27 protein-coding genes are annotated in these 25,767 nt (G+C 31.3%); 16 read left to right on the top strand and 11 right to left on the bottom strand.

From position 1 onward, the window contains the following. The 3 genes from N524_RS12885 to N524_RS0109730 form a co-directional block, all read left to right on the top strand. On the top strand, positions 1–690 hold a 690-nt coding region (locus N524_RS12885; protein WP_037555764.1), incomplete at its 5' end, for an LPXTG cell wall anchor domain-containing protein. 146 nt (positions 691–836) lie between these two features. Next, a complete protein-coding gene (locus N524_RS0109725) occupies positions 837–2,450 on the top strand; it encodes a poly(glycerol-phosphate) alpha-glucosyltransferase (protein ID WP_029056364.1) in 1,614 nt (537 codons plus the stop codon). A gap of 19 nt (positions 2,451–2,469) precedes the next feature. Next, positions 2,470–2,706 carry a hypothetical protein gene (locus tag N524_RS0109730; protein ID WP_029056365.1) on the top strand — a complete coding sequence of 79 codons (237 nt, stop codon included), beginning with the start codon at positions 2,470–2,472 and terminating at the stop codon, positions 2,704–2,706. Between the two features lie 144 nt (positions 2,707–2,850). Here N524_RS0109730 and N524_RS0109735 read toward each other — a convergent pair whose 3' ends face one another. Both N524_RS0109735 and N524_RS0109740 read right to left on the bottom strand, forming a co-directional pair. Then, complete coding sequence (locus N524_RS0109735; RefSeq protein ID WP_029056366.1) at positions 2,851–3,801, bottom strand: glycosyltransferase family 2 protein; 951 nt, start codon at positions 3,799–3,801, stop codon at positions 2,851–2,853. Beyond that, positions 3,798–5,864, bottom strand: coding sequence for a Mur ligase family protein (locus N524_RS0109740; RefSeq protein WP_029056367.1), 2,067 nt, complete (start codon positions 5,862–5,864; stop codon positions 3,798–3,800). Before N524_RS0109740 ends, N524_RS0109735 begins: the two co-directional genes overlap by 4 nt. A gap of 246 nt (positions 5,865–6,110) precedes the next feature. On the opposite strand from N524_RS0109740, the gene N524_RS0109745 reads away from it, so the two are divergent. Beyond that, on the top strand, positions 6,111–7,412 hold the full coding sequence (locus N524_RS0109745) for an MFS transporter (RefSeq protein WP_017636403.1): 1,302 nt from the start codon (positions 6,111–6,113) through the stop codon (positions 7,410–7,412). Positions 7,413–7,506: 94 nt separating this feature from the next. Here N524_RS0109745 and folE2 read toward each other — a convergent pair whose 3' ends face one another. Genes folE2 through N524_RS0109760 form a run of 3 tightly spaced genes read right to left on the bottom strand, consistent with a single transcriptional unit; the run spans position 7,507 to position 9,440 of the window. Further along, on the bottom strand, positions 7,507–8,385 hold the full coding sequence (folE2, locus tag N524_RS0109750) for a GTP cyclohydrolase FolE2 (RefSeq protein ID WP_017636402.1): 879 nt from the start codon (positions 8,383–8,385) through the stop codon (positions 7,507–7,509). Between the two features lie 12 nt (positions 8,386–8,397). Further along, positions 8,398–9,063 (bottom strand): bacillithiol biosynthesis deacetylase BshB2, encoded by a 666-nt coding sequence (gene bshB2, locus N524_RS0109755; protein ID WP_017636401.1) that lies wholly within the window; start codon positions 9,061–9,063, stop codon positions 8,398–8,400. 14 nt (positions 9,064–9,077) lie between these two features. Further along, positions 9,078–9,440 carry a YojF family protein gene (locus N524_RS0109760; protein ID WP_176745285.1) on the bottom strand — a complete coding sequence of 121 codons (363 nt, stop codon included), beginning with the start codon at positions 9,438–9,440 and terminating at the stop codon, positions 9,078–9,080. Between the two features lie 237 nt (positions 9,441–9,677). On the opposite strand from N524_RS0109760, the gene nagB reads away from it, so the two are divergent. The 8 genes from nagB to N524_RS0109805 all read left to right on the top strand — a co-directional run bounded on the left by nagB (position 9,678) and on the right by N524_RS0109805 (position 17,328). Next, positions 9,678–10,409 carry a glucosamine-6-phosphate deaminase gene (gene nagB, locus N524_RS0109765; RefSeq protein WP_029056368.1) on the top strand — a complete coding sequence of 244 codons (732 nt, stop codon included), beginning with the start codon at positions 9,678–9,680 and terminating at the stop codon, positions 10,407–10,409. A gap of 94 nt (positions 10,410–10,503) precedes the next feature. Beyond that, positions 10,504–11,136, top strand: a complete 633-nt coding sequence (gene hxlA, locus N524_RS0109770; protein ID WP_029056369.1) for a 3-hexulose-6-phosphate synthase — start codon at positions 10,504–10,506, stop codon at positions 11,134–11,136. Between the two features lie 2 nt (positions 11,137–11,138). Beyond that, entirely contained in the window at positions 11,139–11,687 is a 549-nt protein-coding gene (hxlB, locus tag N524_RS0109775) for a 6-phospho-3-hexuloisomerase (RefSeq protein ID WP_037555767.1), read from the top strand. A gap of 120 nt (positions 11,688–11,807) precedes the next feature. Then, a complete protein-coding gene (locus N524_RS0109780; RefSeq protein ID WP_017636396.1) occupies positions 11,808–12,455 on the top strand; it encodes an HAD family hydrolase in 648 nt (215 codons plus the stop codon). Positions 12,456–12,610: 155 nt separating this feature from the next. After that, positions 12,611–13,984: an AMP-binding protein gene (locus N524_RS0109785; RefSeq protein ID WP_029056371.1), complete on the top strand. Its 1,374-nt coding sequence runs from the start codon at positions 12,611–12,613 to the stop codon at positions 13,982–13,984. Continuing rightward, positions 13,984–15,132, top strand: a complete 1,149-nt coding sequence (locus tag N524_RS0109790) for a thiolase family protein (RefSeq protein ID WP_017636394.1) — start codon at positions 13,984–13,986, stop codon at positions 15,130–15,132. The genes N524_RS0109785 and N524_RS0109790 overlap by 1 nt, the downstream gene beginning before the upstream one ends. Before the next feature lie 336 nt (positions 15,133–15,468). Beyond that, a complete protein-coding gene (locus N524_RS0109800) occupies positions 15,469–15,732 on the top strand; it encodes a hypothetical protein (RefSeq protein ID WP_029056373.1) in 264 nt (87 codons plus the stop codon). Positions 15,733–15,915: 183 nt separating this feature from the next. Next, the gene (locus tag N524_RS0109805) at positions 15,916–17,328 is read left to right on the top strand and encodes an MFS transporter (protein WP_017636391.1); all 1,413 of its coding nucleotides are present in this window, start codon (positions 15,916–15,918) and stop codon (positions 17,326–17,328) included. Positions 17,329–17,626: 298 nt separating this feature from the next. Here the strand turns inward: N524_RS0109805 and vraX are convergent, their stop codons facing one another. The 3 genes from vraX to N524_RS0109820 all read right to left on the bottom strand — a co-directional run bounded on the left by vraX (position 17,627) and on the right by N524_RS0109820 (position 19,945). Next, positions 17,627–17,800, bottom strand: coding sequence for a C1q-binding complement inhibitor VraX (gene vraX, locus N524_RS13585; protein ID WP_029056374.1), 174 nt, complete (start codon positions 17,798–17,800; stop codon positions 17,627–17,629). A 224-nt stretch (positions 17,801–18,024) separates the two neighbouring features. Continuing rightward, a complete protein-coding gene (thiD, locus tag N524_RS0109815; RefSeq protein ID WP_029056375.1) occupies positions 18,025–18,855 on the bottom strand; it encodes a bifunctional hydroxymethylpyrimidine kinase/phosphomethylpyrimidine kinase in 831 nt (276 codons plus the stop codon). A 109-nt stretch (positions 18,856–18,964) separates the two neighbouring features. Next, the gene (locus N524_RS0109820; protein WP_029056376.1) at positions 18,965–19,945 is read right to left on the bottom strand and encodes a choloylglycine hydrolase family protein; all 981 of its coding nucleotides are present in this window, start codon (positions 19,943–19,945) and stop codon (positions 18,965–18,967) included. Between the two features lie 149 nt (positions 19,946–20,094). On the opposite strand from N524_RS0109820, the gene N524_RS0109825 reads away from it, so the two are divergent. The 4 genes from N524_RS0109825 to N524_RS0109840 all read left to right on the top strand — a co-directional run bounded on the left by N524_RS0109825 (position 20,095) and on the right by N524_RS0109840 (position 23,133). Further along, complete coding sequence (locus N524_RS0109825) at positions 20,095–20,763, top strand: uracil-DNA glycosylase (RefSeq protein ID WP_029056377.1); 669 nt, start codon at positions 20,095–20,097, stop codon at positions 20,761–20,763. Continuing rightward, on the top strand, positions 20,756–21,151 hold the full coding sequence (locus N524_RS0109830; protein WP_029056378.1) for a DUF5327 family protein: 396 nt from the start codon (positions 20,756–20,758) through the stop codon (positions 21,149–21,151). Before N524_RS0109825 ends, N524_RS0109830 begins: the two co-directional genes overlap by 8 nt. A gap of 24 nt (positions 21,152–21,175) precedes the next feature. Further along, positions 21,176–21,544: a DUF423 domain-containing protein gene (locus N524_RS0109835; RefSeq protein WP_096807881.1), complete on the top strand. Its 369-nt coding sequence runs from the start codon at positions 21,176–21,178 to the stop codon at positions 21,542–21,544. Positions 21,545–21,651: 107 nt separating this feature from the next. Next, positions 21,652–23,133 carry an APC family permease gene (locus N524_RS0109840; RefSeq protein ID WP_029056379.1) on the top strand — a complete coding sequence of 494 codons (1,482 nt, stop codon included), beginning with the start codon at positions 21,652–21,654 and terminating at the stop codon, positions 23,131–23,133. A 64-nt stretch (positions 23,134–23,197) separates the two neighbouring features. Here the strand turns inward: N524_RS0109840 and N524_RS0109845 are convergent, their stop codons facing one another. The 3 genes from N524_RS0109845 to hemQ all read right to left on the bottom strand — a co-directional run bounded on the left by N524_RS0109845 (position 23,198) and on the right by hemQ (position 25,680). After that, the gene (locus N524_RS0109845; protein WP_017636383.1) at positions 23,198–23,650 is read right to left on the bottom strand and encodes a threonine/serine exporter family protein; all 453 of its coding nucleotides are present in this window, start codon (positions 23,648–23,650) and stop codon (positions 23,198–23,200) included. A gap of 12 nt (positions 23,651–23,662) precedes the next feature. Further along, entirely contained in the window at positions 23,663–24,427 is a 765-nt protein-coding gene (locus tag N524_RS0109850; protein ID WP_017636382.1) for a threonine/serine exporter family protein, read from the bottom strand. Positions 24,428–24,930: 503 nt separating this feature from the next. Further along, complete coding sequence (gene hemQ / locus N524_RS0109855; RefSeq protein WP_029056380.1) at positions 24,931–25,680, bottom strand: hydrogen peroxide-dependent heme synthase; 750 nt, start codon at positions 25,678–25,680, stop codon at positions 24,931–24,933. Positions 25,681–25,767 lie beyond the last annotated feature (87 nt).

A 25,767-nucleotide genomic window follows, 5' to 3' on the forward strand; every position in this document is an offset into this window, starting at 1 on the left:
GATGCAGATAGCGATGCGGACTCAGACTCAGATGCAGATAGCGATGCCGATTCAGATTCAGATGCAGATAGCGACGCAGATTCAGATTCCGACGCAGACAGCGATGCTGATTCAGATTCAGATGCCGACAGCGACGCAGACTCAGACTCAGACTCAGATGCCGACAGCGATGCAGACTCAGATTCAGATGCCGACAGTGATGCGGATTCAGACTCAGATGCAGATAGCGACGCAGACTCAGACTCAGATGCAGATAGCGATGCAGACTCAGATTCTGATGCAGATAGCGATGCGGATTCAGACTCAGATGCAGATAGCGATGCAGACTCAGATTCAGATGCGGATAGCGACGCTGATTCAGACTCAGATTCAGATGCAGATAGCGACGCTGATTCAGACTCAGATGCGGATAGCGATGCTGATTCAGACTCAGATGCCGACAGTGATGCAGACTCGGACGGTTTTATAGAATACGAAGGAGATAGTGATGCCGATGGTGATGCAGATTATGAGTCAGATTCAGATGCAGACTCAGACAATGATAAAGATCATTCAGATGATAAAGCATTACCAGAAACTGGTGAAGAATCAAATTCAAATAATGCAACATTATTCGGATCTTTATTTGCTGGTTTAGGCTCGCTATTCTTATTCGGTAGACGCCGTAAAAAAGATGCAGAAAACAAGTAATAATTAAATATTATTCAAATATTAAGTATGATAAGGAGCCAGGTCAATGAGACCTGGCTTTATTTAAAATAAAAAACAAAATTACATAAAATTAACTAATATTGTTATAATTAAAAGCATAAAGAGTTTAAAGTACGGAGGGTAATATGAATATAGAAAGTAAAATTAAGGATTTAGTAGAATTTATAAAAAATAAAGAAATTATTAAAAAGTATGTTTTTTTGAGTTTGGGGAAACCAAATGTTAAAGCTCAAGTGAAAATTATAAAAAGAACTAATTATTTAGAAAGAGAAATAATTAAAATATGTCAAAAATATAAGAAACAAGCAGGCGAGTTTCCAACTTGGATTAAACTAGATATTGTTACTAATTATGAAACTGTTCTTTTTAAAGACTTAAAAAAAGAAATGATTAATACGAGACGAAATTATATCGATTTTGGAATATCATTAGATAAAAATTGGAATGTTACATTCTTACCTGAAGAAATTAATGTCAATGCATTTGTTAGACCGTCTAAAAAGACAAAGGAGTTTTATTTGTCAGAAGATAATATTAATAACTATATTAGAAAATACACTAATTATAAACGACCATATTCACATGAATTGTATGAATCTAAAGAAGTTATTAAATTTTATACAAAGTCTTATTTTTTGGATGATGATCAAGTATATGAGCTAGAATCAAAGGGTTATAAGAAAGGTCTAAGAAAGATTGATAATTTAAACGATGAAATCGATCAATTAATAAATAGTAGTGCTCATTTTTTAGAAAATATGTTAGAAGATAATGGTAAATTTAAATATGGATATTTTCCACATTTCGATAAAGAGATAGGATTTTATAATATTTTACGACATTCATCATCAACTTATGCATTAATTGAAGGTTTAAATTATATGAATGAATCTCTTGAATCAACAGAAAAAGCTATAGAGTATATTATTGAAAATCATATTTATGAAGTTAATGGAAATGCTTATGTATTTGATAATACTAAAAACGCAAATGAAATTAAACTAGGTCAAAATGCGTCGTTTATTTTTGCTGTTTGTGAATACTTAAAAAAACAACAAAATCCATATTATCTAGAAGCTGCTCAAAAAGTAGCTAAAGGAATTCTGTCTATGATTGATGAAAATACTTGGGATACTACCCATGTTTTAAACTATCCAGATTTATCAGTTAAAGAAAAATTTAGGATCGTTTATTATGATGGAGAAGCAGCATTGGCTTTAATGCGTTTATATCAACAAGATCATAATGAAAAATGGTTGAATACTGTTAAGAGTTTAGTGGATCAATTTATTTCTAAAGATTACTGGAAATATCATGACCATTGGTTAGGTTATTGTACGAATGAACTTGTCCAAATCAGTCCAGAACAAAAATATTTTGAATTTGGTATTAAGAATGTAAGTACACATTTAGATTATATTAAAAATAGAGAGACAACTTTTCCAACATTTCTAGAAATGCTAATGGCTACATATAAATTAGTTCAAAAAGCTAAGGCAGAGGGATATGAAGATTTAGTTAATTCACTCATTGATGAACAAAAATTGATAGATATTATCCACGTAAGAGCTAATTATCAAAGAACTGGATTCTTTTATCCAGAATTAGCAATGTATTTTAAAAATCCTTCAAGAATATTGGGTAGTTTCTTTATCAAACACCATGGTTATAGAGTGAGGATCGATGACATTGAACACTATCTTTCAGGATATGTTCAGTATCAAAATGTTTTTAAATAAAGACCAAGGAGTATAAGTTATGGATAATAAAGAGAACGAAAAAAATATTAATAATGATGATGAAAAATCTGAATTAGATAAAGAAATTGAAGCTGAATTAATTGAATATATGAATAGTGATAAAAAAGAAGAAAAAGAAGAAAAAAAGAAATATAAAACAGCTGGATTTATTGTTGCATTAGTCATTGCAATCTTATATATGGTTAAATTCGCTAAGCATTTTATGTATATTGATTTGCATTCACTAATACATTAAAATGGCTTAGTTATTAAATATATGATTGTACTTATAGTGTTACAAAGAATTAACAAAAATGAGCACTAAGACGGTTTTTTATAAAAACCATCTTAGTGCTTTTTGATTGTTATTATTAATTATATTTGGTTTGGAAATATTTAACTATTGGTACTTGTCATATTTTCCCAAAAATAAATTTTCAATGAATGTAATAGACTTTTCTGAAATGAATGGATTACGTAATAATTTAATTAATGTTTTTTTTGTATGTTTAAATAATCTCATTGGAGCATATTGACCTCGTTGAATCATGTCAACATAACGGTTTAAAAATATAGTAAGCAAATCTTGTTTTCTTTGTTGAGAAATATTATTTTGGTTCACTATAAAATCATACACAGCAGAATATATTTTCACTGCATCTCGAGGAGGCGTAGATGAATTTGACAATGCAACATCATCTTGAGCTTCATAAAAATAATAATCTTTTTCATAGCCTAAAATGGTTATATAATTAACTACACTGTATACTTGCATTAAAAACCAATTATCTTCACGTACTTTTATATCTTTTGGAAAGCGAATATTATAATCCTCGATAATAGATCTTTTAATAAATTTACCTATAACATTTAAACTATTATAAAGTTTAGTATTTTCAAATATTAAATCAGATTTTGTATATTTGCATGAAAAGGCGGATCGACTTATAGGTCTATTGCTATTTATTGCTCTGAAATAAGGCATGCATATCATATCATTATTAGTTGTATTTGCAATTTCCATTGCATCGCTTATAGAATAAGGTGTAATGTAATCATCTGAATCAATAAATAATACCCATTCTCCGTTAGCGTTATCCAGTGCTTTATTACGAGGAACTGAAGCGCCACCTGAGTTCATATTACTTTCTAAAATAATTAGATTAGGTATTAATGATTTAAATTGTTCAACTACTTTTAAAGAGTTATCTGTAGATTTATCATCAGAAATAATAACTTCAATTTTATCTAAATTATAATCTTGTTCAGCAATTTTAGTTAACAGTCTGGCGATTGTGCTTTCTCTATTATATAAAGGAACAATTATGGAAACATCTATTTTATTATTCATTTTACATCTCCTGTATAGTGAAATAATATTTCTTTCGCTTCATTTTCATTTGCAAATGATGTGAAAATGATTGTTTTATTATCTCCACGAATAAATCCACTTTTATATTTTAAACCTATTAAGAAGTAATTGTTGAATTTAAATAAACTATATTTATAATTTTTGTAAATATTGAATAAGTCTCCAACAGTAAAGCTTTGTCTCTCTTTAACTCTGAATCTACCTGTTAAATTGATAGCGATAGAATTACTTAAATTAAATTTATTAATTGCAAAATTTGTATATTTCTTTCTATTTGCAAAATTTTCAAATAAATAATCTACAAGTTCATATGTTTCTGACGGATGTGGCCCTTTAGTCATTGAAGATAGCAAACTAAATACATTTACTTTTTTTCCTTTGAAAAATGTTGAGTTATTAGTTACCCATTCTTGTAACTCTAATTCTTCGTTTTGAGCATTTTCATCAATTGCATTCATGTAATAAAGCAGTGGACCCATGCCTTCAACTGTCATAGAATTTTCTGTATTATATTCGTGTTCGATTTTACTAGTTACATTATCGACAATAATATAACTTTTTCCTGCTTTACTTATTGAAGAAAATAACTCTTCTTCATTTTGTAAATTCATTCTTTTTAATATATGTGGAAGAGTTTTAGCGATTTCAGGAAACTCAGTACCACCACTTGAAGATTTTAATAATGTAATTGAATTTGAATTACATAAATATTTTAAATCATTAATCATTAATTCTTTGTTTGGGTACCATGTAATATTTTTATTATTAATTTTATTAACTACAGGTCTTAAATCATCATCTAAACAAAGAATATGATCAGCATTTGAATTAGTTAAATATGGTATTAATTCCTGATGGATTTCTTTAGACTTATGCCCTAAATCATTAATTTTCCCTATTGCAATAATTTTATTGCCACTAAAGAATTGAGTCTGACTATCAAAAGCTTTTATTGCATTTATCATGGCAGGAAGTGAAGCATTATGAGTATCATCAATTAATGTTAACTGATGAGATTTTGTTATAACTTTTTTCATTTTTAATATTTTAGAGAATGGTTTAAAATCATAAAGATGTTTAGGTTTAATAGGCACATTTAAATTTTTCATGATAAGTAATGCACCTAATGTATTTGAAATCATACCATCACTTATTGTATTGATTTGATACTCATTAATATCATGATTATTTTCAATACCAATTTGAATAGCACCTTTTAAATAATTTATATATGATGGTGCTAGATCAGAAGGTTTAGTATTATCTATTGAATAAGTCTGTACATTTTCTGTGAATTGTGAAGCTTGTTGCTTTAAATAATCTAAGAACATTGTGTCGCCATTAATAATAGCTATGCCGTTTTTATTGAGACCTGCAAAAATTCGAGCTTTTAGCTCAGCGATTTCATGAATACTTTTGAATGTTGAATAATGTGCAGCACCAATTCCAGTAATAACGGCAATATCTGGTTTGAGATATAATGCTGTGTTTTCCCTATGATTGATAGCATTAAGAGAAGTTTCAATTACGGCAAAGTCAGGATTTTTAATCAATTTTAGCATATTAGCATAAATAGCGGCTCTAATATTATTATTCCCTCTATTTTCAAGAACATTATAATCTTGCAGTAAAGAAGAAGTTAGCATTCTAGTTGAACTTTTCCCCATCGATCCTGTAATAGCTATAACTGGATTTTTATATTGGTTTCTTATGTAAGTTGCAAGTTTTTTAATGGCTTTAACAGAATCATGAACGATAAGTTGAGGAATTTTATGTTCCATATTTTCAACGTATTTTTCAGTAATTATTAAGCCAATATTTTCGTTAGATTTATCAATTAAATCATTTCCATCTGGAGCGTTTTTACTTCTCCCAAGTTCTTTCCACCAAGTTTCTTTGTTTGGAGAAAAGTAAGCAGTATTTTTAGATTTGACAAAGCTATAAATAGTTTCAAAATCGTTAATTTCTTTATTTAATTCATTTGGTTCAACATCATACAAAGAGCCTTCTATAATAGTTGATATATCTTTAATTGTTAACATAATAATCCCCTTAAACTCCCTACACTTTTTAATAGCATTTTTATTTAAAAATATTAATAAAAATAGGATAACTTAAATTTTAAAATAAATCTTCAATAATTATATCATGATATTGTGTGTGATTTAAGTGATTTATATAATTTAAGGATAATTGTTTTAAAATTCTAACTATTTGTGGTAGCGCTTACAAATAAATGTGTGATAAACTACATACAAGTGTAAATGTTCATGAAGGGGTGGGGCTTAATGAAACGTTATCGTTATTTTATTATTACTATGATTGTGCTTATGACAATGATTAATTACATTGACAGGGGGGCCATTTCATACGCGCAAGAAGATATTATTAAAGAATTTGGATTTGACACGATTGCTTGGGGAACTATTCTTGGCTATTTCGGTTATGGTTATATGTTTGGTTCCCTATTAGGTGGAATTACAGCGGATAAAAAAGGGCCAAAATTTGTTTGGATTGTAGCAGGAACAGCTTGGTCATTAGTTGAAATTGGAATGGCATTTGCTGGGGAACTAGGTATAGCAGTGTTTGGTGGTTCAGCTTTAGCTGGTTTTGGTATGCTACGCGTTATGTTTGGTATAGCTGAAGGTCCAATATTTTCAACAATCAGTAAAACAAATGCGAACTGGGCAGCACCAAAAGAAAGAGGCTTACTTTCTGCCTTAGGATTAATTGGAGTCCCTCTAGGCGCAGTAATTACAGCTCCAATAGTTTCAGGCTTTTTAACTATTTCAAATTGGCGTCTATTATTTATTTTACTAGGTTTATTAGGTCTTGTTTGGGTAGTTATTTGGGCGAAGGTATTTACAGATTACCCTGAAGATAATAAAAGAATTTCTGAAGAAGAACTTAAATCAATACGTTCTACAGAGGATAGTTTAAATGTTGAAAAGACAGTTGATACTGAAAAATCTAAAGAAAAATGGTATCACTTTTTCACAAGTACAACACTTATTTGTAATATGTTAGGTTATTTTGGTTTCCAATATGTGAACTTCTTGATATTAACTTGGACTCCTAAATACTTACAAGATGAATATCACTTTGAAATACACTCTTTATGGTATTTAGGTATGATTCCTTGGATAGGTGCGGTGTTCACAGCATACTTTGGTGGTCAACTTTCAGATTGGCTTAGAAAGAAAACGGGAAGTTTAAGAATTGCACGATCAGGTTTATCAATAGCTGGTATGATTTGTGCTGGAACATGTTTCGTGATTATTCCATTTACGCATAGTATTGTCGCAGTGATGATATTGATGATGATAGGAAATGCATTTATTTTCTTACCAAACGCAGTTTATTGGGCAGTTATCATTGATACTACACCAAATAATACTGGTACATTTGGTGGTATCACACATTTCTTTGTTAATACAGCGACAGTTATTGCACCAACATTAACAGGTTACTTAGTAGCATCATATGGTTATTCTTCAATGTTCGTTTCTGCAGTAGTAGCATCATTGATTAGTATTGTTGCAATGTGCTTTGTTAAACCAGGTGAAAAGAAAATGCATATTTCAAAATAAAAATAACCTGAGACTTAATTACAAGTCTCAGGTTAACAAATAAATAATATATTGGCAGTCCATCCGTTATAGAAATATCGGATGGACTGTTTTTTTATTTTCTATATTTTAAACGAGCAAATGCATCATGTTGGTGTATTGATTCTTCATTTCGACATTCGATATCAAATCCCTCAATCCAATCGAATTCAACTAAATCTGCAGCAATCAAACGAATTAAGTCTTCAACAAAACGTGGATTTTCATAAGCACGTTCAGTAACACTTTTTTCGTCTGGGCGTTTCAATATAGGGTATAATATTGAGCTAGCGTTAGCTTCCATAGCATCTAAAATTTTATCTTTGTAATCATCTATAACTATGTCATCTTTGTTTAGATATGCTTTAACTGTAACAATCCCACGTTGGTTATGCGCAGAGTATTCGCTGATTTCTTTAGAGCAAGGACATAAAGTAGTAACAGCTGCTTGAATAGTTACTTCTTTACGTGTAACTTTAGTACCTTCAATTGCAATACCATAAGTGACATCAGCATTTCCAATCGCTTTGATATTAGTTACAGGGCTAAAACGATCAAAGAACCATTTACCACTAACATCAACACCGGCAGCATTTTGGTTCATTTTTTCTTGCAATGTTCGTAAAACATGGTATAACGTATTAAATTCCAATTCAATACCATTATTGTAATGTTTTTCAACACTTTCTAAAATGCGGCTCATATTTATGCCTTTTTCATCTTTATTTAAACTTGTTGAAAAACTAAATGTACCTGCTGTTTGAAATTGATCAATTAATACAGGATAAGTTAAGTTTTTAATACCAACTTCTTCGATTTCAAATAAGAAGTTTTTGTGCGTACTTTGCAAATCAGTCATTTCATTTTTAGTTGTGGGTTTCGTACCTTCGATAGGGTCAACAGAACCAAAATGTTTCCATCGGCCTTCACGTGTAGATAAATCAAATTCTGTCATTGTTAACCTCCATTAAGATTCGAAATGATAAGTCCAGAATGGTTCAATTTCTAAAAAGCTATGAACTTCTCCACCAACTTGTGGACTTGCTAATTCTTTTAAAAATGGTCCAGTTTGTGAAGCATGTGCTTCAAAGGCTTTAATTTTAATATCCTTATATTTAGAAATATCATTTTGGATGTCAGGTTCACCTAATATATCGGGTGCATCATTACTAAACGCAACTAATGTTAATCTTGGACGTTCATTCTCTGGCATACGACCAACAGTTCTTACTACTGCTTCACCAGTTGCTTCGTGGTCTGGATGAACTGCAAATTTCGGATAAAAAGAAATAATTAATGAAGGATTAGTTTCATCAATCAAATTTTTAACCATATCATCCATTTGATCATGTGGTTCGAATTCAACAGTTTTATCTCTGAGTCCCATTTTTCTTAAATCAGTAATGCCAATCGCTTTAGCGGCATTTTCCAATTCTTTTTCACGAATATCTGGTAATGATTCTCTAGTAGCAAATGGAGGATTACCCAAATTCCTGCCCATTTGGCCTAAAGTTAAACAAGCATATGTTACCGGAACGCCTGCCTCGATATAACTTGCGATTGTTCCCGCAGATGAGAAGGCTTCATCATCTGGATGAGGGAATATAACGAGTACATGTCTTTCATCTGTCATGAATCTTACCTCCTCTATATTGTAAATGGCTTATCGCTAATTTCTAATGTAGCAGCCAATTGTCCTTCATAATTAAATCCAGCTATGAGACATTCATTATTTTGGTTAACTTCATAATGTGTTAGTCCCTGAACATAAACCCAACCTCCGTCGCGAAGTTTTAATCCGATACGGTATGGATCTTTATCTCCACCTTTAAGTTGTGCATGTTCAAATGTTACTTGTATATTTCTCAAAAAAGTACCAGCATTAAATACACGTTCATCAAAATGGTTAGCATAAGCACCATTTGTTGTTTCAACATGTAGGTAAACGGGTTTGTTTTCATAAGAAGTTAATAAATCCATTACTTCTTCATATTTAATAGGTTCCAACACGTTCACTCCTTACACCATTCAATGTGTTTATCAGTCTATTTTACTAAAAACAACTCAATAAATGTACATCTCTGCTCAATTTATTTAATTAATTTTGTAATTATTTCCATATATTAACATTTTCATGAAGGGATATCACTTTATTACGGAAAAATGTTGTGTCGTGTTATAATCCAAAATGTAATTAAGGGGTTGGTTATTATATTGTTTGGTAGTAATTATTTGAGGTGATTTATTATGAAAATTATTAATTTAGGCACTAAAGAATTAGCATCATTTTATGTTGCTTGCGAATTATTTAAACAAATGGATGAATATCCAAATAGTAATTTAGGTTTAGCGACTGGTGGAACTATGACAAATGTTTATGAACATTTAGTTTCGTTATTAAAGAAAAATCAATTAGATGTATCAAAGATAACAACATTTAATTTAGATGAATATGTTGGTTTAGAGCCTGAACACAATCAAAGTTATCATTATTATATGAATCAAATTTTATTTAATCAGTATCCGTATTTCAATCGTCAAAATATTCATATACCAAATGGAGATGTCTCCAACTTAGATGAAGAAGTGAAACGATATAATCAAATCATTGAATCTGAGGTGCCTATCGACGTTCAATTGCTAGGTATTGGAGAAAATGGGCATATAGGATTTAACGAGCCTGGAACAGATTTTGATAGTGAAACTCACGTAGTTGATTTAACTGAAAGTACGATTAAAGCGAATAGTAGATACTTTAATCATGAGTCTGAAGTGCCTAAACAGGCAGTATCTATGGGACTTCAATCCATCATTAAAGCTGAAAGAATTATATTATTGGCATTTGGCGAGAAAAAAAGACAAGCCATAAACAATTTATTAACTCAACCTATATCAGAAGATATTCCATCTACCATTTTAAAAACACATGCTAATGTAGAAATATATGTAGATGATGCAGCTGCACCGGATGTCGATTAGCTTATAAATATACGCTTCGTTTAAAGTAAAAGTTTAAAGGGTAATTCATTCAATGTGAGAGAAAAAACAGTTTAAACTGAAAGGATGAATTATAATGGAATTACAATTAGCAATTGACTTATTAAATAAAGAAGAAGCAGCAGAATTAGCGAAAAAAGTAGAAGAATATGTTGATATTGTTGAAATTGGTACTCCAATCGTTATTAATGAAGGTTTACCTGCAGTACAACATTTAAATGAAAATATTAACAATGCAAAAGTTTTAGCTGACTTAAAAATCATGGACGCAGCGGACTATGAAGTTAGCCAAGCAGTTAAATTTGGTGCAGATGTTGTAACAATTTTAGGTGTAGCTGAAGATGCTTCAATTAAAGCGGCAGTAGAAGAAGCACACAAAAATGATAAACAATTATTAGTAGATATGATTGCAGTGCAAGATTTAGAAAAACGCGCAAAAGAATTAGACGAAATGGGTGCTGACTACATTGCAGTCCATACTGGTTATGATTTACAAGCAGAAGGACAATCTCCATTAGATAGCTTACGTAAAGTTAAATCAGTAATTAAAAATTCTAAAGTAGCTGTAGCTGGCGGTATTAAACCAGATACTATTAAAGATATTGTTGCAGAAGATCCTGACTTAGTTATTGTTGGTGGCGGTATTGCTAACGCTGACGATCCTGTAGAAGCTGCTAAACAATGTCGTGACGCTATTGAAGGTAAGTAATTATGACTAAATTTAATAATTATCAACTCATTTTAGATGAGTTAAAAGGAACTTTATCTCACGTAAAGGATGAAGAATTCGACGGATTTGCTTCTGAAGTAACAGAAGCTTCACGAATCTTCGTTGCAGGTAAGGGTCGTTCTGGATTTGTTGCAAATAGCTTTGCAATGAGATTGAATCAATTAGGCAAGCAAGCATTTGTCATTGGTGAGTCAACGACGCCATCTATACAAAAAGGCGATTTATTCATTGTCATTTCTGGTTCAGGTTCTACAGAACATTTACGCTTATTAGCTGATAAAGCAAAATCAGTGGAAGCAGAAGTTGTACTATTAACTACTAAACTTGATTCTGCAATTGGTGAAATTGCAGACACGGTTGTTGAATTGCCAGCAGGTACTAAACATGATGCTGAAGGTTCAAATCAACCATTAGGTAGTTTATTCGAACAATCGTCTCAAATCTTTTTAGATAGTATTGTGATTGGTTTAATGAACCAACTTAATGTTGACGAAACGACAATGCAAAATAATCATGCAAACTTAGAATAAATAATCAATTTAGGCTGGGACATAGAAAGATGTCTCAGCTTTTATTATGGCATAATATATGTTAATTTTGTTATATAATAAAAAGATAAACCTTAATTTGATATTTTAGAGGTGAATAATTTGAATTTTGATAATTATATTTTTGATTTTGACGGGACATTAGCAGATTCAAAGCAATGTTCAATTGAGGCGACTAAAGAAGCCTTTGCACAATTTGGATTAACAGAGCCAAGTGATTCAGAAATTATTCATTATATGGGAATACCAATTGAAAAGTCATTTATGGAGATGAGTGATCGTTTTTTATCTGAAGAAGCGTTAGATCAACTGATACAACTTTTTAGAGAACAGTATCAACAATTCGAGGCGAGATATTTATGTTCTTATTCTGGAATAGCAGAAACACTAGATCAATTAAGTAGACAAAATAAGCAAATGTTTGTTGTATCTAGTAAAAAAACGAATGTATTACAAAGGAATTTAGAACATTTAGGTTTGAGTCGATTTATTAAAGAAGCTATTGGTTCTGATAAAGTGAAACATTATAAACCCGACCCAGACGGATTACAGTACATTCTTCAAAATCATAACCTTAATCCAGCGAATAGTATATATATCGGGGATGCTATATTTGATATTCAAATGGCTAAAGCAGCTGGAATTAAATCTTGTGCAGTAACTTGGGGTTCACATTCATCAAAAGATTTAATCAGTGAAAATCCAGATTATGTATTAAGTGAAGTGGACGAGATAATTAGAGTTTTATAACTTACAAACATGATAAATAAATAATATATCAATTAAAGTTAGAGTATTAAGTCATTAAAATGACAGTTAAAAATGCTCTAACTTTTTTATTTATCAATGAAACAAATTAAATGTTAATATAATATACAAATAAGTTAACATTTGTAGGTGGGAATATGTCAGAATTACTTCGACAATTACAACAATATGCTATAACAAAATCAGATCAACCAGCTGTGATTATTGATGATGAAACAGTTACGTACCATGAAATATGTTTATTGATAAACCAAAACAAAAAAACAATGACTTCTATCCCAAAAGGCGTCAGGGTAGCATTATGCCATCATAATGCATTAAAAAATATTATCGACTATTTGACTTTATTGTCTTTAGATTGTGTACCGTGTTTATTGGATAGCAAATGGAGTTTGAAAATGATTAGAGAGCTTATGAATACTTATCATATACCATTTCATAATATGGAAAATGAAATATCGAAAGTCTCAGCAGTTAAACTGACATCAATAAAAGATAATCCAACTAATATCTTACATATTGGTTTTACTTCAGGTACAACTGGTTTACCTAAAGCTTACTATCGTAACGAACCGTCATGGATTGTTTCGTTCGAACAAAATGAAATGCTTATGCAAAGACAAGAAAAAATATTTGTAGCACCTGGCCCTTTATCACACTCTTTGTCACTATATGCTTGTATATACGCTCTTTATACTGGTCGCACGTTTATTGGACAAAATCATTTTAATTCGATACAACTCATTGACAAATTGAACACCATTCAACTTCCTACTGCGATGTTTTTAGTGCCAACCATGTTACATCAACTATTGTCCAATCATGATATGCCAACATGTTTGTCTAGTATTTTTAGTAGTGGTGCTAAATTAAATAAGCATATGTTCTATAAATTAAAAGAACAGTTATCTCATGTAAATTTAATAGAATTTTTTGGGACATCGGAAGCTAGTTTTATAAGTTATAACTTAAACCAAAGCGCACCCGAATCATCAGTTGGTAAATTATTTTCAAATGTTGATTACCAAATAAAGAACAATGATGAAGAAGGTATAGGTCGATTATATGTCAGAAGTAATATGACGTTTAGTGGTTATGTGAATGATGAGAACGAATTACATGATTATCAATGGATTAGTACAGGTGATTATGCACATATTGATGAGAAGCAATGTTTGTATTTAAGAGGAAGAGTTGGGTCAAGATTGATTATAGGCGGTAAAAACGTTTATCCAGCTAAAATAGAAAGCGAAGTTACTAAAATCCATGGAATTAATGAAGCTATTGTTATAGGACAGCAACATGATAAATTTGGAGAAATTGCTGTTTTACTATATACAGGCGATATTGAATTAGATTATAGACAATTGAAAACGTATTTAATGAATAAAATAGATAGGTACGAAATTCCTTCTAAGATAAAGAAGGTAACTAAAATGTCGTATACACGAAGCGGCAAAATATCTCGATTTGAAATGGAAAAAAGATGGAATACAGGAGAACTAAAATAATGAAACAACCCGTTATTGTTGCAGCTAAAAGGACAGCATTTGGCAAATATGGAGGTAAATTAAAACATCTAGAACCAGAGGAATTATTAAAATCATTATTTAACTATTATCAAGATAATTATTCAGAAGTGATTGCTAATTTAGATGAAGTTATTTTAGGAAATACAGTAGGAAATGGTGGCAATATTGCACGGAAATCTTTATTAGAGGCTGGCATTGATGATGCGATACCAGGATTAACGATAGATAGACAATGTGGTTCGGGGTTAGAAAGTATAATTTATGCTTGTCGAATGATACAAAGTGAAGCTGGAAAAATTTATCTTGCTGGAGGAGTAGAAAGTACAAGTCGAGCACCATGGAAAATACTACGACCTCAATCTGTATATGAACAACATTTCCCTCAATTTTATGAGAAAGCTTCATTTGCACCAAAGGGACAGGATCCAACTATGATTGAAGCAGCTGAAAACGTTGCTAGAAAATACAACGTATCACGGGAAGACCAAGATCAATTTGCATATCAAAGTCATCAGCGCACAAGATTGAATTATGAAAATGGAAATATAAACCAAGAAATAGTCCCTTTAATAGTAAAAGGTGAAAAATTTGAAGACGATGAAAGTATAAAACCTAATTTAAATTTAAAAACATTATCGCGATTTAAGCCACAATTACCTAATGGTACAGTGACAGTAGGAAATAGTTGTATGAAGAATGATGGAGCTGTATTGGTTTTAATTATGGAACTTGAAACAGCGAAATATTATGGATTTAACAATGGTCTATATTTTAAGGGTGCCATGACAAAAGGTGTAGACCCTAACATACTGGGGATTGGTCCGGTACCTGCTGTACAGAATTTACTTAATTGTTATGAATTAACCATTCATGATATTGATGCAATAGAACTGAATGAGGCATTTAGCGCACAAGTTTTAGCCTCACAAAAATTATTAAATATACCAGATTATAAATTAAATCAATGGGGTGGTGCTTTAGCGTCTGGACATCCATATGGAGCAAGTGGTGCAGCCTTAGTGACACGATTGTTTTATATGAAAGATAATTTTAGAACAATAGCGACTATGGGTATAGGAGGTGGCCTCGGTAATGCAGCTTTATTCGAACGATGGGACACAAAGTGAAATAAGAGAAATTCGATTTAATGAAGAGGAGGTAATGAGATATTGTCAAATTATTGGTGTGGAATATAAGGGTTATGTTCCTGAATTATTTTGTGCCAAGTTATGGCCAGAATTCACATTGTTCCAGGAATTTATAAATGAAAAAATCTATTTGAAAGAAACAAAAGTATACCAAACCAATAAATTAGTTACATGTACAAATTATAAAGCAGAATTACGCAAAAAAGAGGTACTTAAAATCAAAAATTTCATCAAATACACCTACACTTTGAAAATTAATAAAGATAATAATAATTGTATTTATATAGAACAAATATTTATAAAGGTAAATCAGATATGAAGATAAATGAGCAACTAATAAAACACTATTTGGCATGTGTAAACGATAAAAATGAAATCCATGATGATATTGTTCCAGGACAATTAGTTTGTGATATTGTGATGAATAAACTCGATATAACGTGGTCTTCTTATAAAATAAAATACTTTAGAACCATTGGTATTAATGAAGATATTGATTATTCAATGAAAAATAAGGATACGATAACGGTTTGGAATAAAGAAGATGGGGTAAAGTTAATTGTTGTAAAAATTAGATAAAATAGAATTTGTTTTAAATAATTTTTCTTAATGGATGATTTGATTGAATAGATTTTTTTATTTTAACTAATTTTCTGTAAAATGAATAAATTTGTATTTTTGAATTTAAATAAAATTGAATCAATTTGACAACATTAACTATCATAGTATAATTATGTAACATACAAAGGAGTGTTAAATTACATGGATTTCGAAAAAGAAAATATTAACATGGTCGACGCTCAAAAAGCGAAAAAAACCGTTGTCGCAACCGGTATTGGTAATGCCATGGAATGGTTTGACTTTGGTGTTTATGCTTATACGACAGCTTACATAGGAGCGAACTTTTTCTCTCCAGTCGACAATCCTCAAATTCAGCAAATATTTACATTTGCTGCATTAGCGATTGCATTCTTACTTAGACCTATAGGTGGTATCGTATTTGGTATTGTGGGAGACAAATACGGTCGTAAAGTTGTATTAACTACAACAATTATATTAATGGCACTGTCTACATTAACAATTGGTTTACTACCAAATTATGACACGATTGGTATATGGGCACCTATTCTCTTGTTATTAGCGCGTATTTTACAAGGTTTCTCTACTGGTGGGGAATATGCAGGTGCAATGACATATGTTGCAGAGTCTTCACCAGATAAAAAGCGTAATAGCTTAGGTAGTGGATTAGAAATTGGTACATTATCTGGTTATATTGCAGCTTCAATTATGATTGCATTATTAAGTTTCTTCTTAACTCATGATCAAATGCAAGCATGGGGTTGGAGAATTCCATTTATTTTAGGTTTATTCTTAGGTTTATTTGGATTATACTTACGTAGAAAATTGGAAGAATCACCTGTATTTGAAAATGATGTTGCAGAAACTCCGAAAAGAGATACGATTAATTTCTTTGGTATCATTCGTTATTACTACAAAGATATCATCGTTTGTTTCGTAGCAGTAGTATTCTTTAACGTTACGAACTATATGGTGACAGCATACTTACCTACATATTTAGGTCAAGTTGCAAAAGTAGATCAAACGACAACTAGTGTCATCATTACTTGTATCATGGCAATTATGATTCCATTAGCTTTAGGATTCGGTAAATTGGCAGATAAAATAGGTGAAAAGAAAGTATTCTTAATCGGTACTGGTGGATTAACGTTATTAAGTATTGTTGCATTTTCATTATTAGCAACAAAATCATTACCGTTCATTATCATTGGTGTCTTAATTCTAGGATTCTTCTTATCAACTTATGAAGCAACAATGCCAGGATCACTTCCAACGATATTCTATACACATATTAGATATCGTACATTATCAGTAACATTTAACGTATCTGTATCATTATTTGGTGGTACAACACCATTAATTGCTTCATGGTTAGTTGAAGCTACAGGTAATGTATTAGCACCAGCTTATTACTTAACAGCAATTAGTGTTATTGGATTCTTAGTTATTACATTATTACATGCAGCTACAGCAGGTAAGTCACTTAAAGGTTCTTACCCTAACGTAGATAATGAAAAAGATAAAGCTTATTATGAAGCTCACCCTGAAAAAGCATTATGGTGGGTAAAAGAACGACAAGAAAAAGAAGACTTTTAATTAATATGTGAGTCTTGTGGTAATTGTTAAATACAATTGTCATAAGACTCTTTTTTTAATAGAAAAGTGCTAATGTTAAGAAGGTTCAAAGTTTCTCTCTGAACCACCAAAGGGGACAACTTTGGTTAACATTAGCACTTTTTATCGTTATTAAGATGAGTATTTTAGGGATGATGGCATTTAAAGTGTCTGTAGTTAGGGGACAAGAAACTTTAAAACCATTGTTTGAACGTTTGAAACATGGATCTTTTACCTTTTAAACTTTAAATCTGTAGATTCTTGATGCTGAAAATAACAATCATGCGTGACTGAAATGCATTCTGTCGACGTCATTTTCAAGTAGAGAGAGTAATCGATAGATATCATTTTTATTAAAGGTTTCATCAAACTTAACAATGATTGATTTGAATTTTTTAGTAATAATTTCGTATTTAGGAATACCGTCTTGGATATCTTGTTTATGAATAATCATGTTGTTATACCTCCTTTATCTCTCTACACTTTATATCATACACGTTCATCAACCATTAGACATGAGGCTTTGGTATCAACTTTAACTCAGTCTATCATTGGATAATCAACTACGACTATATATGTAGGTAGAAGTTAGGTGATTAATAGAATGAAAAAGGCTTACACTATACAAAACATGCGATAGTGTAAGCCTAGTCTATTTAATAAAATCTATGATTATATTTAAACTTCAGTTACTTGAACGTCAATTTGTTCTATACGACGGTTAGCACCATGGTCAACAGGGCCAACAAAGTCGTTCATTTTCCAACCATTTTTAATAGCTGAAGCAACGAATGCTTTTGCTGCAATGACTGCTTCTTTAGGTGATTTACCATTTGCAAGATAAGCTGTTGTCGCAGCCGCAAATGTGCATCCAGCACCATGATTGTAGCTTTGTTGGAACATATCTGTAGTTAATTGATAGAATGTTTTACCATCAAAGTACAAGTCATATGATTTATCTTGATCTAAAGCTTTACCGCCTTTAATAATAACGTGTTGAGCACCTTTGTCATAAATGATTTGAGCTGCATTTTTCATTTCATCAATAGAAGTTAGTTTACCTAATCCTGATAATTGACCAGCTTCGAATAAATTAGGGGTAACTACTGTTGCTTTAGGTAATAAATATTGAATCATTGCATCAGTATTTCCCGGGTTAAGTACTTCATCTTCACCTTTACAAACCATAACAGGATCGACAACGAAATAGTTAGCGCCAGATTGTTCATAAACTTCACCAGCACGTTTAATGATTTCTTCTGTACCTAGCATACCAGTTTTAATAGCATCTGGACCAATAGAAATAGCAGTTTCAAGTTGTTTTTCAAATACATCCATAGGTAATGGTGTTACATCATGAGACCATGTTTCTTTATCCATAGTTACGATAGAAGTTAAAGCTACCATACCGTATACGTCTAATTCTTGAAAAGTTTTTAAATCAGCTTGCATACCAGCACCTGCACTAGTATCTGAACCAGCAATTGTTAATACTTTTTTTAATGCCATTTGAATTCACTCCCAATGTTTTCTAATACTGTTACCATCATATCACGATTCACATAGTAGCAAAATAAAATAGTGTCATATTATAAAGTTTATTTGTCATGTTATCTAATTAGTTAAGATGAGTTATTTTTAACTGATGATCAATATCGATAAATGTCATATCATTTTTCGAAAGTAAATCTTCATTTAATTGAATTTTGAATATCTGGTTTGTGAAATAAGGTTTTAAAAAATAAGTCCTATTTTTACTATCCATTACTAATTGATATTGCGTGTAGTGTGTTTCCCCAGCATCAATGACGGCACCTTGAGGAATGCTTACAGAATCTAATATTTTAAAACAATTAATCAAATTTTGTTCTTCATCGTTTGATTGTGGTAGTTGATGTCTTAAATAACTTGCTCTTACGAAACGTTCAGGAGAAGTATATCCACCTGGTAATCCATTTGTACCTGATTCAGCACCCATAGATTTTACTAATAATTTGCCTACTAAATGATTAGTAGACTTTTCAGGCGATAAAAAAGCATAATTTCTTAAATTTTGTATGTGCCATTCTAAATTGGGTGAATTAGTAAGCACATTTATATGATTGTCTTTAACAATAAGCAAACCATTATGTGGTTCTACTGACACAGTATGACCTTCACGGTCAGTTATAATGAAGTGAAGCGGTGGTACAATGTTCAACGTTTCATTCTTCTCATGCATAATATTGACCTTTTTGACTTTTTGCTTTAAGTCTTGAATATTTTTAGTGAAGCCAAGCACCCATATGATAAATTCTTCAGGAGCTAAATTAAAATAACCATAACGTTTATGTTTGCTATAAGATGCTTCGCCAGTAAAATAATGATTTGAAATAGCGATGCCGCATTCATTAACACCATCTCCAAAACGATATCGACCTACCTTTAAATTAGTGCCGACAAAACCGTAAGTGAGTTTCATAGATGGTTCTAAATCAAATTGATAATCAAAATTTCTAGGTACTACAGTTGGTATGCCGTTAAATTCAAAAGCAAAGTCCATAGTTCTAGCTAAATAATGATGTTGCTGTTTTGTGTAAAATGAAAATCCTGTACACATATACGTCTCTCCAAACTTTTAATTCATCTTATTATGAACTATATATAATTCAAAATAATTTGTAAACTTATTTTAAATAAAAGTTTACATTAAACCTAATTATAATTTGAAGGTAGAGATATGTTAAAATATCTTTGAGGTGAAAAAGGATGGAGTGGTCTGAAGTTTTTCATAATATTACGTCTAAACATGATTTCAAGGCAATGCATGACTTTCTTGAAAAAGAATATACAACACAAATTGTTTATCCAGATAGAGAAAATATTTATCAAGCCTTTGATTTAACACCGTTTGAAGACATTAAAGTTGTCATATTAGGGCAAGATCCTTATCATGGACCTAATCAAGCGCACGGATTAGCTTTTTCAGTTCAACCTAATGCTAAGTTTCCACCTTCATTAAGAAATATGTACCAAGAATTAGAAGAAGACATAGGTTGTAGACGTCAGTCACCACATTTACAGGATTGGGCAAGAGAAGGCGTATTACTTCTTAATACAGTATTAACTGTAAGACAAGGTGAGGCCCACTCACATAAAGATATCGGCTGGGAAATATTTACAGATGAAGTGATTCGTACCATTTCAGAAGAAAGAGAAGATGTTGTGTTTATTTTATGGGGAAAACCCGCCCAACAAAAAATAAAATTAATCGATACATCTAAGCATCATATAATAAAGTCACCACATCCAAGTCCATTATCGGCGTATAGAGGGTTCTTCGGCTCTAAACCTTATTCCAAAGCAAATTCATTTTTAGAATCTAAAGGTAAAACGCCTATTCATTGGTGTGAAAGAGAGGATAATAGTCATGGATAAAGACAAAGTGATTCAATTAATAGAACGAGAACTCGTTCAAGCTGACGAATCAACTTCACAACAAGATTTTGAGAAACATATGTATGCGATACATACCATTACAGCAATTTATACATCTTCGGCTACAGACAAAATGAGTATGGGAAAATCTAAAGGTAATGATTTTACGCATACAGAGGTAAGTACAGCGAATAAACCAATGAGTGATAATTATAGTAAATCTGGCTATGATAATGTGACAGTTGAAGAAATTAGAGCAATGGGTGGAAAAGTTTCTAATACGGAAAGTGCAAAATCTCAACCAACCAATACGAATTCAATCTCTAATTCTAATTTAATGACGACTGATGATGAAATAGGCAACGGTGAGTCTATATTTGATTTTTAAACATAAAGGAGAACATAAATTATGATGAAATTATTTATTATATTAGGAGCCTTAAATACAATGATGGCTGTTGGAACTGGTGCATTCGGTGCACATGGTTTAGAAGGTAAGCTATCAGAAAAGTACATGTCTGTTTGGGAAAAAGCGACAATGTATCAAATGTACCATGGACTAGCATTATTAATTATTGGTGTGATTGGCGGAACAACATCAATCAACATTAATTGGGCTGGATGGTTAATATTCTTTGGTATTGTATTCTTTAGTGGTTCATTATATGTATTAGCTTTAACACAAGTGCGAATATTAGGTGCTATTACACCAATTGGTGGCGTATTATTTATTGTCGGCTGGTTAATGTTAATTATTGCAACGTTTAAGTTTTCAGGTTAATAAAACCGTTAGTTCAGTTTTTGAAATAAAATTAATAATAATTCGATATTTAAGTTACATGACTCACCTTTTCGGGTATACACATACATCGAGGTGAGTTTTTAATTATGGAAAATAACGAAAATAAAAAGGTAGATAGAGGCGACCTCAAAAAGAACTTATCAGAAAAGTTTGTTTGGGCGATTGCATATGGTTCATGTATTGGTTGGGGCGCATTTATACTACCAGGGGATTGGATTGGGCAAGCAGGTCCTGTAGTTGCGTCCATTGGTATTGTCATTGGCGCTATACTTATGATTTTAATCGCAGTAAGTTATGGTGCTTTAGTAGAAAAATTCCCCGTTTCTGGTGGGGCATTTGCATTTAGTTTCTTAAGTTTTGGTAGATATGTAAGTTTCTTCTCTTCATGGTTCTTAACCTTTGGTTATGTCTGTGTTGTAGCATTGAATGCCACCGCTTTTAGTTTATTGATTAAATTTTTATTACCAAGTGTACTCAATAACGGAAAAATGTATTCAGTTGCAGGTTGGGATGTCTACATAACTGAAATTATTATTGCAACAGTATTATTACTTGTCTTTATGTTTATAGCTATTAGAGGCGCAAGTGTATCTGGGTCATTACAATATTATTTCTGTGTAGCTATGGTTATTGTAGTATTATTAATGTTCTTTGGTTCATTCTTTGGTAATAACTTTGCCTTAGATAACTTAAAACCATTATCAAATCCACATGAAGGTTGGTTCATGTCTATTATCACTATAGTAGCAATTGCGCCATGGGCTTATGTAGGATTCGATAATATACCACAAACAGCCGAAGAATTTAACTTTGCACCAAACAAAACATTTAAATTAATTGTGTATAGTTTACTTGCAGCATCTATGACATATGTTGTAATGATTTTATATACAGGATGGTTAAGTACAGATCAAAAAAGTTTAAATGGCCAGTTATGGTTAACAGGTGCAGAAACACAAACAGCATTTGGTTATATTGGTTTAGCTGTATTAGCTATTGCTATTATGATGGGTATCTTTACTGGATTAAATGGATTCTTGATGAGTGCCAGCAGACTACTATTCTCTATGGGACGTTCAGGAATTATGCCAAGAGTATTTAGCCGCATTCATAGTAAATACAAGACACCTTATGTAGCAATTATTTTCTTAGTTGCGGTATCTTTAATAGCACCATGGTTAGGACGTACTGCGTTAACATGGATTGTTGATATGTCTTCAACAGGTGTTTCTGTAGCATACTTTGTGACTTGTTTATCTGCTACTAAGTTATTCAGTTACAATAAACAAAGTAATACGTATGAACCAATTTATAAAACATTCGGTATTATTGGTTCAGTCGTATCATTCATTTTCTTATGTTTATTATTAATTCCTGGTACACCAGCATCACTTTCATTACCATCTTATATTGCATTAGGTGTATGGTTAGTATTAGGATTGATTTTCTTTGTCATTCGCTATCCTAAATTGAAAAAAATTGATAACGATGAATTAAGTAGATTAATTTTAAATAGAAGTGAAGATGAAGTAGAAAACATGGTTGATGAACCAGTCAAAAATAAATAATAATTAAAAAGTCATGATGAGAAAAGAGATAACCTCTTAAATACTCATCATGACTTTTTTATATTTATAGTTTTTTTCTAGTTATAGCGAACCCAGAAATAATGATTTTTGAAATTTGATCTGCAAACAGTAAACCTAAAGCAATAGCGCCTGCAATTAATGTCACTTCAAGCATGGTGTTGATTGCTTTATTAAAGTGTAATAAAACTAAGCTTTTAGTAGCATCGTAAGCAAGACCGCCAGGAACTAAAGGTATAATTCCAGTTACCATAAAAATAATGGCGGGTTCTTTTTTATATCTAGCCATATAGTGACTTAATAGACCTAATGCAAGACTACCGAAGAAGCTGGAATATATTGTATGAGCTTCTAATCCATTATAGAACAGTGTGTAAACCATCCAACCACAAGCCCCAACAAATCCACAAGATAGATATAATTTTCTAGGAGCATCGAATATGACACAAAAGAACAGAGATGCTAAAAAACTAAATATAAAATTTAATATCCAAAACATATAACAACTCTCCTAGATTAATATTAATATTGAACTTACACCTGCACCTATACCAAATGAAGTGACAAGTGCTTCTAAAGATTTCGTTGTAAACATAAGCATATGGCCACCAAATAAATCTTGAATCGCATTTGTTATCAATACACCAGGAACAATAGGCATGACTGAAGCGATAATAATGGTCGCAAGATTACCTTGAGGTACTAAAGTATGACCAGTTACAGCAATCAAAGCTATAACAACAGAGCCTATAAATTCAGGTATGAACTGAGCATGTAACTTTCTATCTAGTATTTCAACAACCAGATAACCTAAACTACCTGCAAGTAGAGCAGTAATAATATCTACTAGGGAACCACCTTGTAAATATAAAAAACTAACTGCAATGATTGCTGCGGCAAATCCTTTAAAAGGAAGGCTGCTATCTCTTTTAGCGACATAAATTTTTTCTAATTTTTCTTTAGCTTCTTCAAGACCCATCGTCCCTTTAGTAATTAAACGAGAAATTTCATTTGCTTGTGAAATCTTAATTAAATTAGTGTCTCTTGTTTTTATTCTAAACATACGTGGGGTTGCTTCATTATGTAAATGAAATTGAATAACGGTATTTGTAACGAAGCTATTACTTTCTTGATAACCTAATTTTTTAGCGATGCGATTCATTGTATCTTCTACCCGTGTACCTTCAGCACCAGATTCAAGTAAAACACGTGCGGCTAACATAACCACATCTTTGATGAGACGTTCATGCTCGTTTTCATTTACTACTTTTGTCATTTAATCACCAGTTTTTAAAATTTTTAAATTTAGATATATTAATTATAGAGTATGAAAAGAGAAAAAACCATTATATAGCGATAAAGAAAGGCTGTAAAACATTTCAGTTTTAATAACTATATAGAAAAAAGAAGTGAATGACAAAATTGATAAGCAATTTAATTCATGATTTTTCGATAAAATTTAGAAAAATAAAAGGAAAATGTATAAATTGATACTTATATAAACTTATTGCATTTTATATATAACTCAACACTAAAATAATGTTTCAAATATTTCAAAAAGGTTAAATTAATATTAGTTAACTATTACAAAATATATTGGGTAGCGACAATATATTTAATTTAGTTAACTTATACGTAGTAGTGATTAAAGTTCTCCCAAGGATACTACACGTCAGAAGTACACTTTGCTTGCAAAGTGTACTTTTTTAATTGAAGTTTAGACGTAAAAAATAGAATTCCTATTCGTATTAGAATAGGAATTCTTTACACAACATATTGTTAAATTTTGAAAAATTGATTGAAGTTTTCAGTGTTTAAAATATGACCTATATAGAAACTTCCGAAGTCTCCATAACGTGCAGTAGTTTCATCAAAACGCATTTCATAAACAATTTTTTTGAATTGTAAGACGTCATCTGAGAATAAAGTAACACCCCATTCAAAGTCATCAAAGCCGACAGAACCAGTGATAAATTGTTTGATTTTACCAGCATATTTACGTCCAATCATTCCGTGGTTATACATTAATGATTTTCTTTCTTCCATTGGTAACATATACCAGTTATATGTTTCATTTCTACGTTTATCCATAGGATAGAAACAAATATAATCAGAATGTGGTAGTTCAGGATATAATCTAGCTTTTACATGAGGGTTTTCATATGGATCCTCATCAGATTTACCTGCTAAGTAATTACTTAATTCAATGACTGACACATAAGAGTATGTCGGAATAAAGAAATCAGCTATACGTAATTTGTTAAGTTCATTTTCAATTAAATTAAGGTCTTTCATTTCAGGACGTAAGAACCATAATAATAAATCGGCTTTTTGTCCTGTAATATTATAAATAGCTTGATCTCCTGTATGAGAGCTTCTAGCTTCAGATTTATCGTTCACGAAACTTTCGAATTCAGCAATCATTGATTCGCGTTCTTCTTGAGGGACTAATCTAAAAGTAGCCCAATCAACTGCATAAAATAAATGTAAACTATACCAACCATCCAATGTTTCGGCTGCTTCACTCATATTTATCGCTCCTTTAATTCTATAATATCAATTCACATTAAATTTTATCATAAATAAATAGTCAGCTCCTAAGTAAATGATTACAAA

The organism is Staphylococcus sp. URHA0057 (assembly GCF_000620265.1).
GTDB classification, from domain to species: Bacteria; Bacillota; Bacilli; order Staphylococcales; family Staphylococcaceae; genus Staphylococcus; species Staphylococcus pasteuri.

What these genes read in the sequence shown, in the direction of transcription:
- N524_RS0109725 (WP_029056364.1), top strand. Translation starts at nt 837, where the DNA reads ATGAATATAGAAAGTAAAATTAAGGATTTAGTAGAATTTATAAAAAAT.
- N524_RS0109730 (WP_029056365.1), top strand. Translation starts at nt 2,470, where the DNA reads ATGGATAATAAAGAGAACGAAAAAAATATTAATAATGATGATGAAAAA.
- N524_RS0109735 (WP_029056366.1), bottom strand. Translation starts at nt 3,801, where the DNA reads ATGAATAATAAAATAGATGTTTCCATAATTGTTCCTTTATATAATAGA.
- N524_RS0109740 (WP_029056367.1), bottom strand. Translation starts at nt 5,864, where the DNA reads ATGTTAACAATTAAAGATATATCAACTATTATAGAAGGCTCTTTGTAT.
- N524_RS0109745 (WP_017636403.1), top strand. Translation starts at nt 6,111, where the DNA reads ATGAAACGTTATCGTTATTTTATTATTACTATGATTGTGCTTATGACA.
- folE2 (WP_017636402.1), bottom strand. Translation starts at nt 8,385, where the DNA reads ATGACAGAATTTGATTTATCTACACGTGAAGGCCGATGGAAACATTTT.
- bshB2 (WP_017636401.1), bottom strand. Translation starts at nt 9,063, where the DNA reads ATGACAGATGAAAGACATGTACTCGTTATATTCCCTCATCCAGATGAT.
- nagB (WP_029056368.1), top strand. Translation starts at nt 9,678, where the DNA reads ATGAAAATTATTAATTTAGGCACTAAAGAATTAGCATCATTTTATGTT.
- hxlA (WP_029056369.1), top strand. Translation starts at nt 10,504, where the DNA reads ATGGAATTACAATTAGCAATTGACTTATTAAATAAAGAAGAAGCAGCA.
- hxlB (WP_037555767.1), top strand. Translation starts at nt 11,139, where the DNA reads ATGACTAAATTTAATAATTATCAACTCATTTTAGATGAGTTAAAAGGA.
- N524_RS0109785 (WP_029056371.1), top strand. Translation starts at nt 12,611, where the DNA reads ATGTCAGAATTACTTCGACAATTACAACAATATGCTATAACAAAATCA.
- N524_RS0109790 (WP_017636394.1), top strand. Translation starts at nt 13,984, where the DNA reads ATGAAACAACCCGTTATTGTTGCAGCTAAAAGGACAGCATTTGGCAAA.
- N524_RS0109800 (WP_029056373.1), top strand. Translation starts at nt 15,469, where the DNA reads ATGAAGATAAATGAGCAACTAATAAAACACTATTTGGCATGTGTAAAC.
- N524_RS0109805 (WP_017636391.1), top strand. Translation starts at nt 15,916, where the DNA reads ATGGATTTCGAAAAAGAAAATATTAACATGGTCGACGCTCAAAAAGCG.
- vraX (WP_029056374.1), bottom strand. Translation starts at nt 17,800, where the DNA reads ATGATTATTCATAAACAAGATATCCAAGACGGTATTCCTAAATACGAA.
- thiD (WP_029056375.1), bottom strand. Translation starts at nt 18,855, where the DNA reads ATGGCATTAAAAAAAGTATTAACAATTGCTGGTTCAGATACTAGTGCA.
- N524_RS0109820 (WP_029056376.1), bottom strand. Translation starts at nt 19,945, where the DNA reads ATGTGTACAGGATTTTCATTTTACACAAAACAGCAACATCATTATTTA.
- N524_RS0109825 (WP_029056377.1), top strand. Translation starts at nt 20,095, where the DNA reads ATGGAGTGGTCTGAAGTTTTTCATAATATTACGTCTAAACATGATTTC.
- N524_RS0109830 (WP_029056378.1), top strand. Translation starts at nt 20,756, where the DNA reads ATGGATAAAGACAAAGTGATTCAATTAATAGAACGAGAACTCGTTCAA.
- N524_RS0109835 (WP_096807881.1), top strand. Translation starts at nt 21,176, where the DNA reads ATGAAATTATTTATTATATTAGGAGCCTTAAATACAATGATGGCTGTT.
- N524_RS0109840 (WP_029056379.1), top strand. Translation starts at nt 21,652, where the DNA reads ATGGAAAATAACGAAAATAAAAAGGTAGATAGAGGCGACCTCAAAAAG.
- N524_RS0109845 (WP_017636383.1), bottom strand. Translation starts at nt 23,650, where the DNA reads ATGTTTTGGATATTAAATTTTATATTTAGTTTTTTAGCATCTCTGTTC.
- N524_RS0109850 (WP_017636382.1), bottom strand. Translation starts at nt 24,427, where the DNA reads ATGACAAAAGTAGTAAATGAAAACGAGCATGAACGTCTCATCAAAGAT.
- hemQ (WP_029056380.1), bottom strand. Translation starts at nt 25,680, where the DNA reads ATGAGTGAAGCAGCCGAAACATTGGATGGTTGGTATAGTTTACATTTA.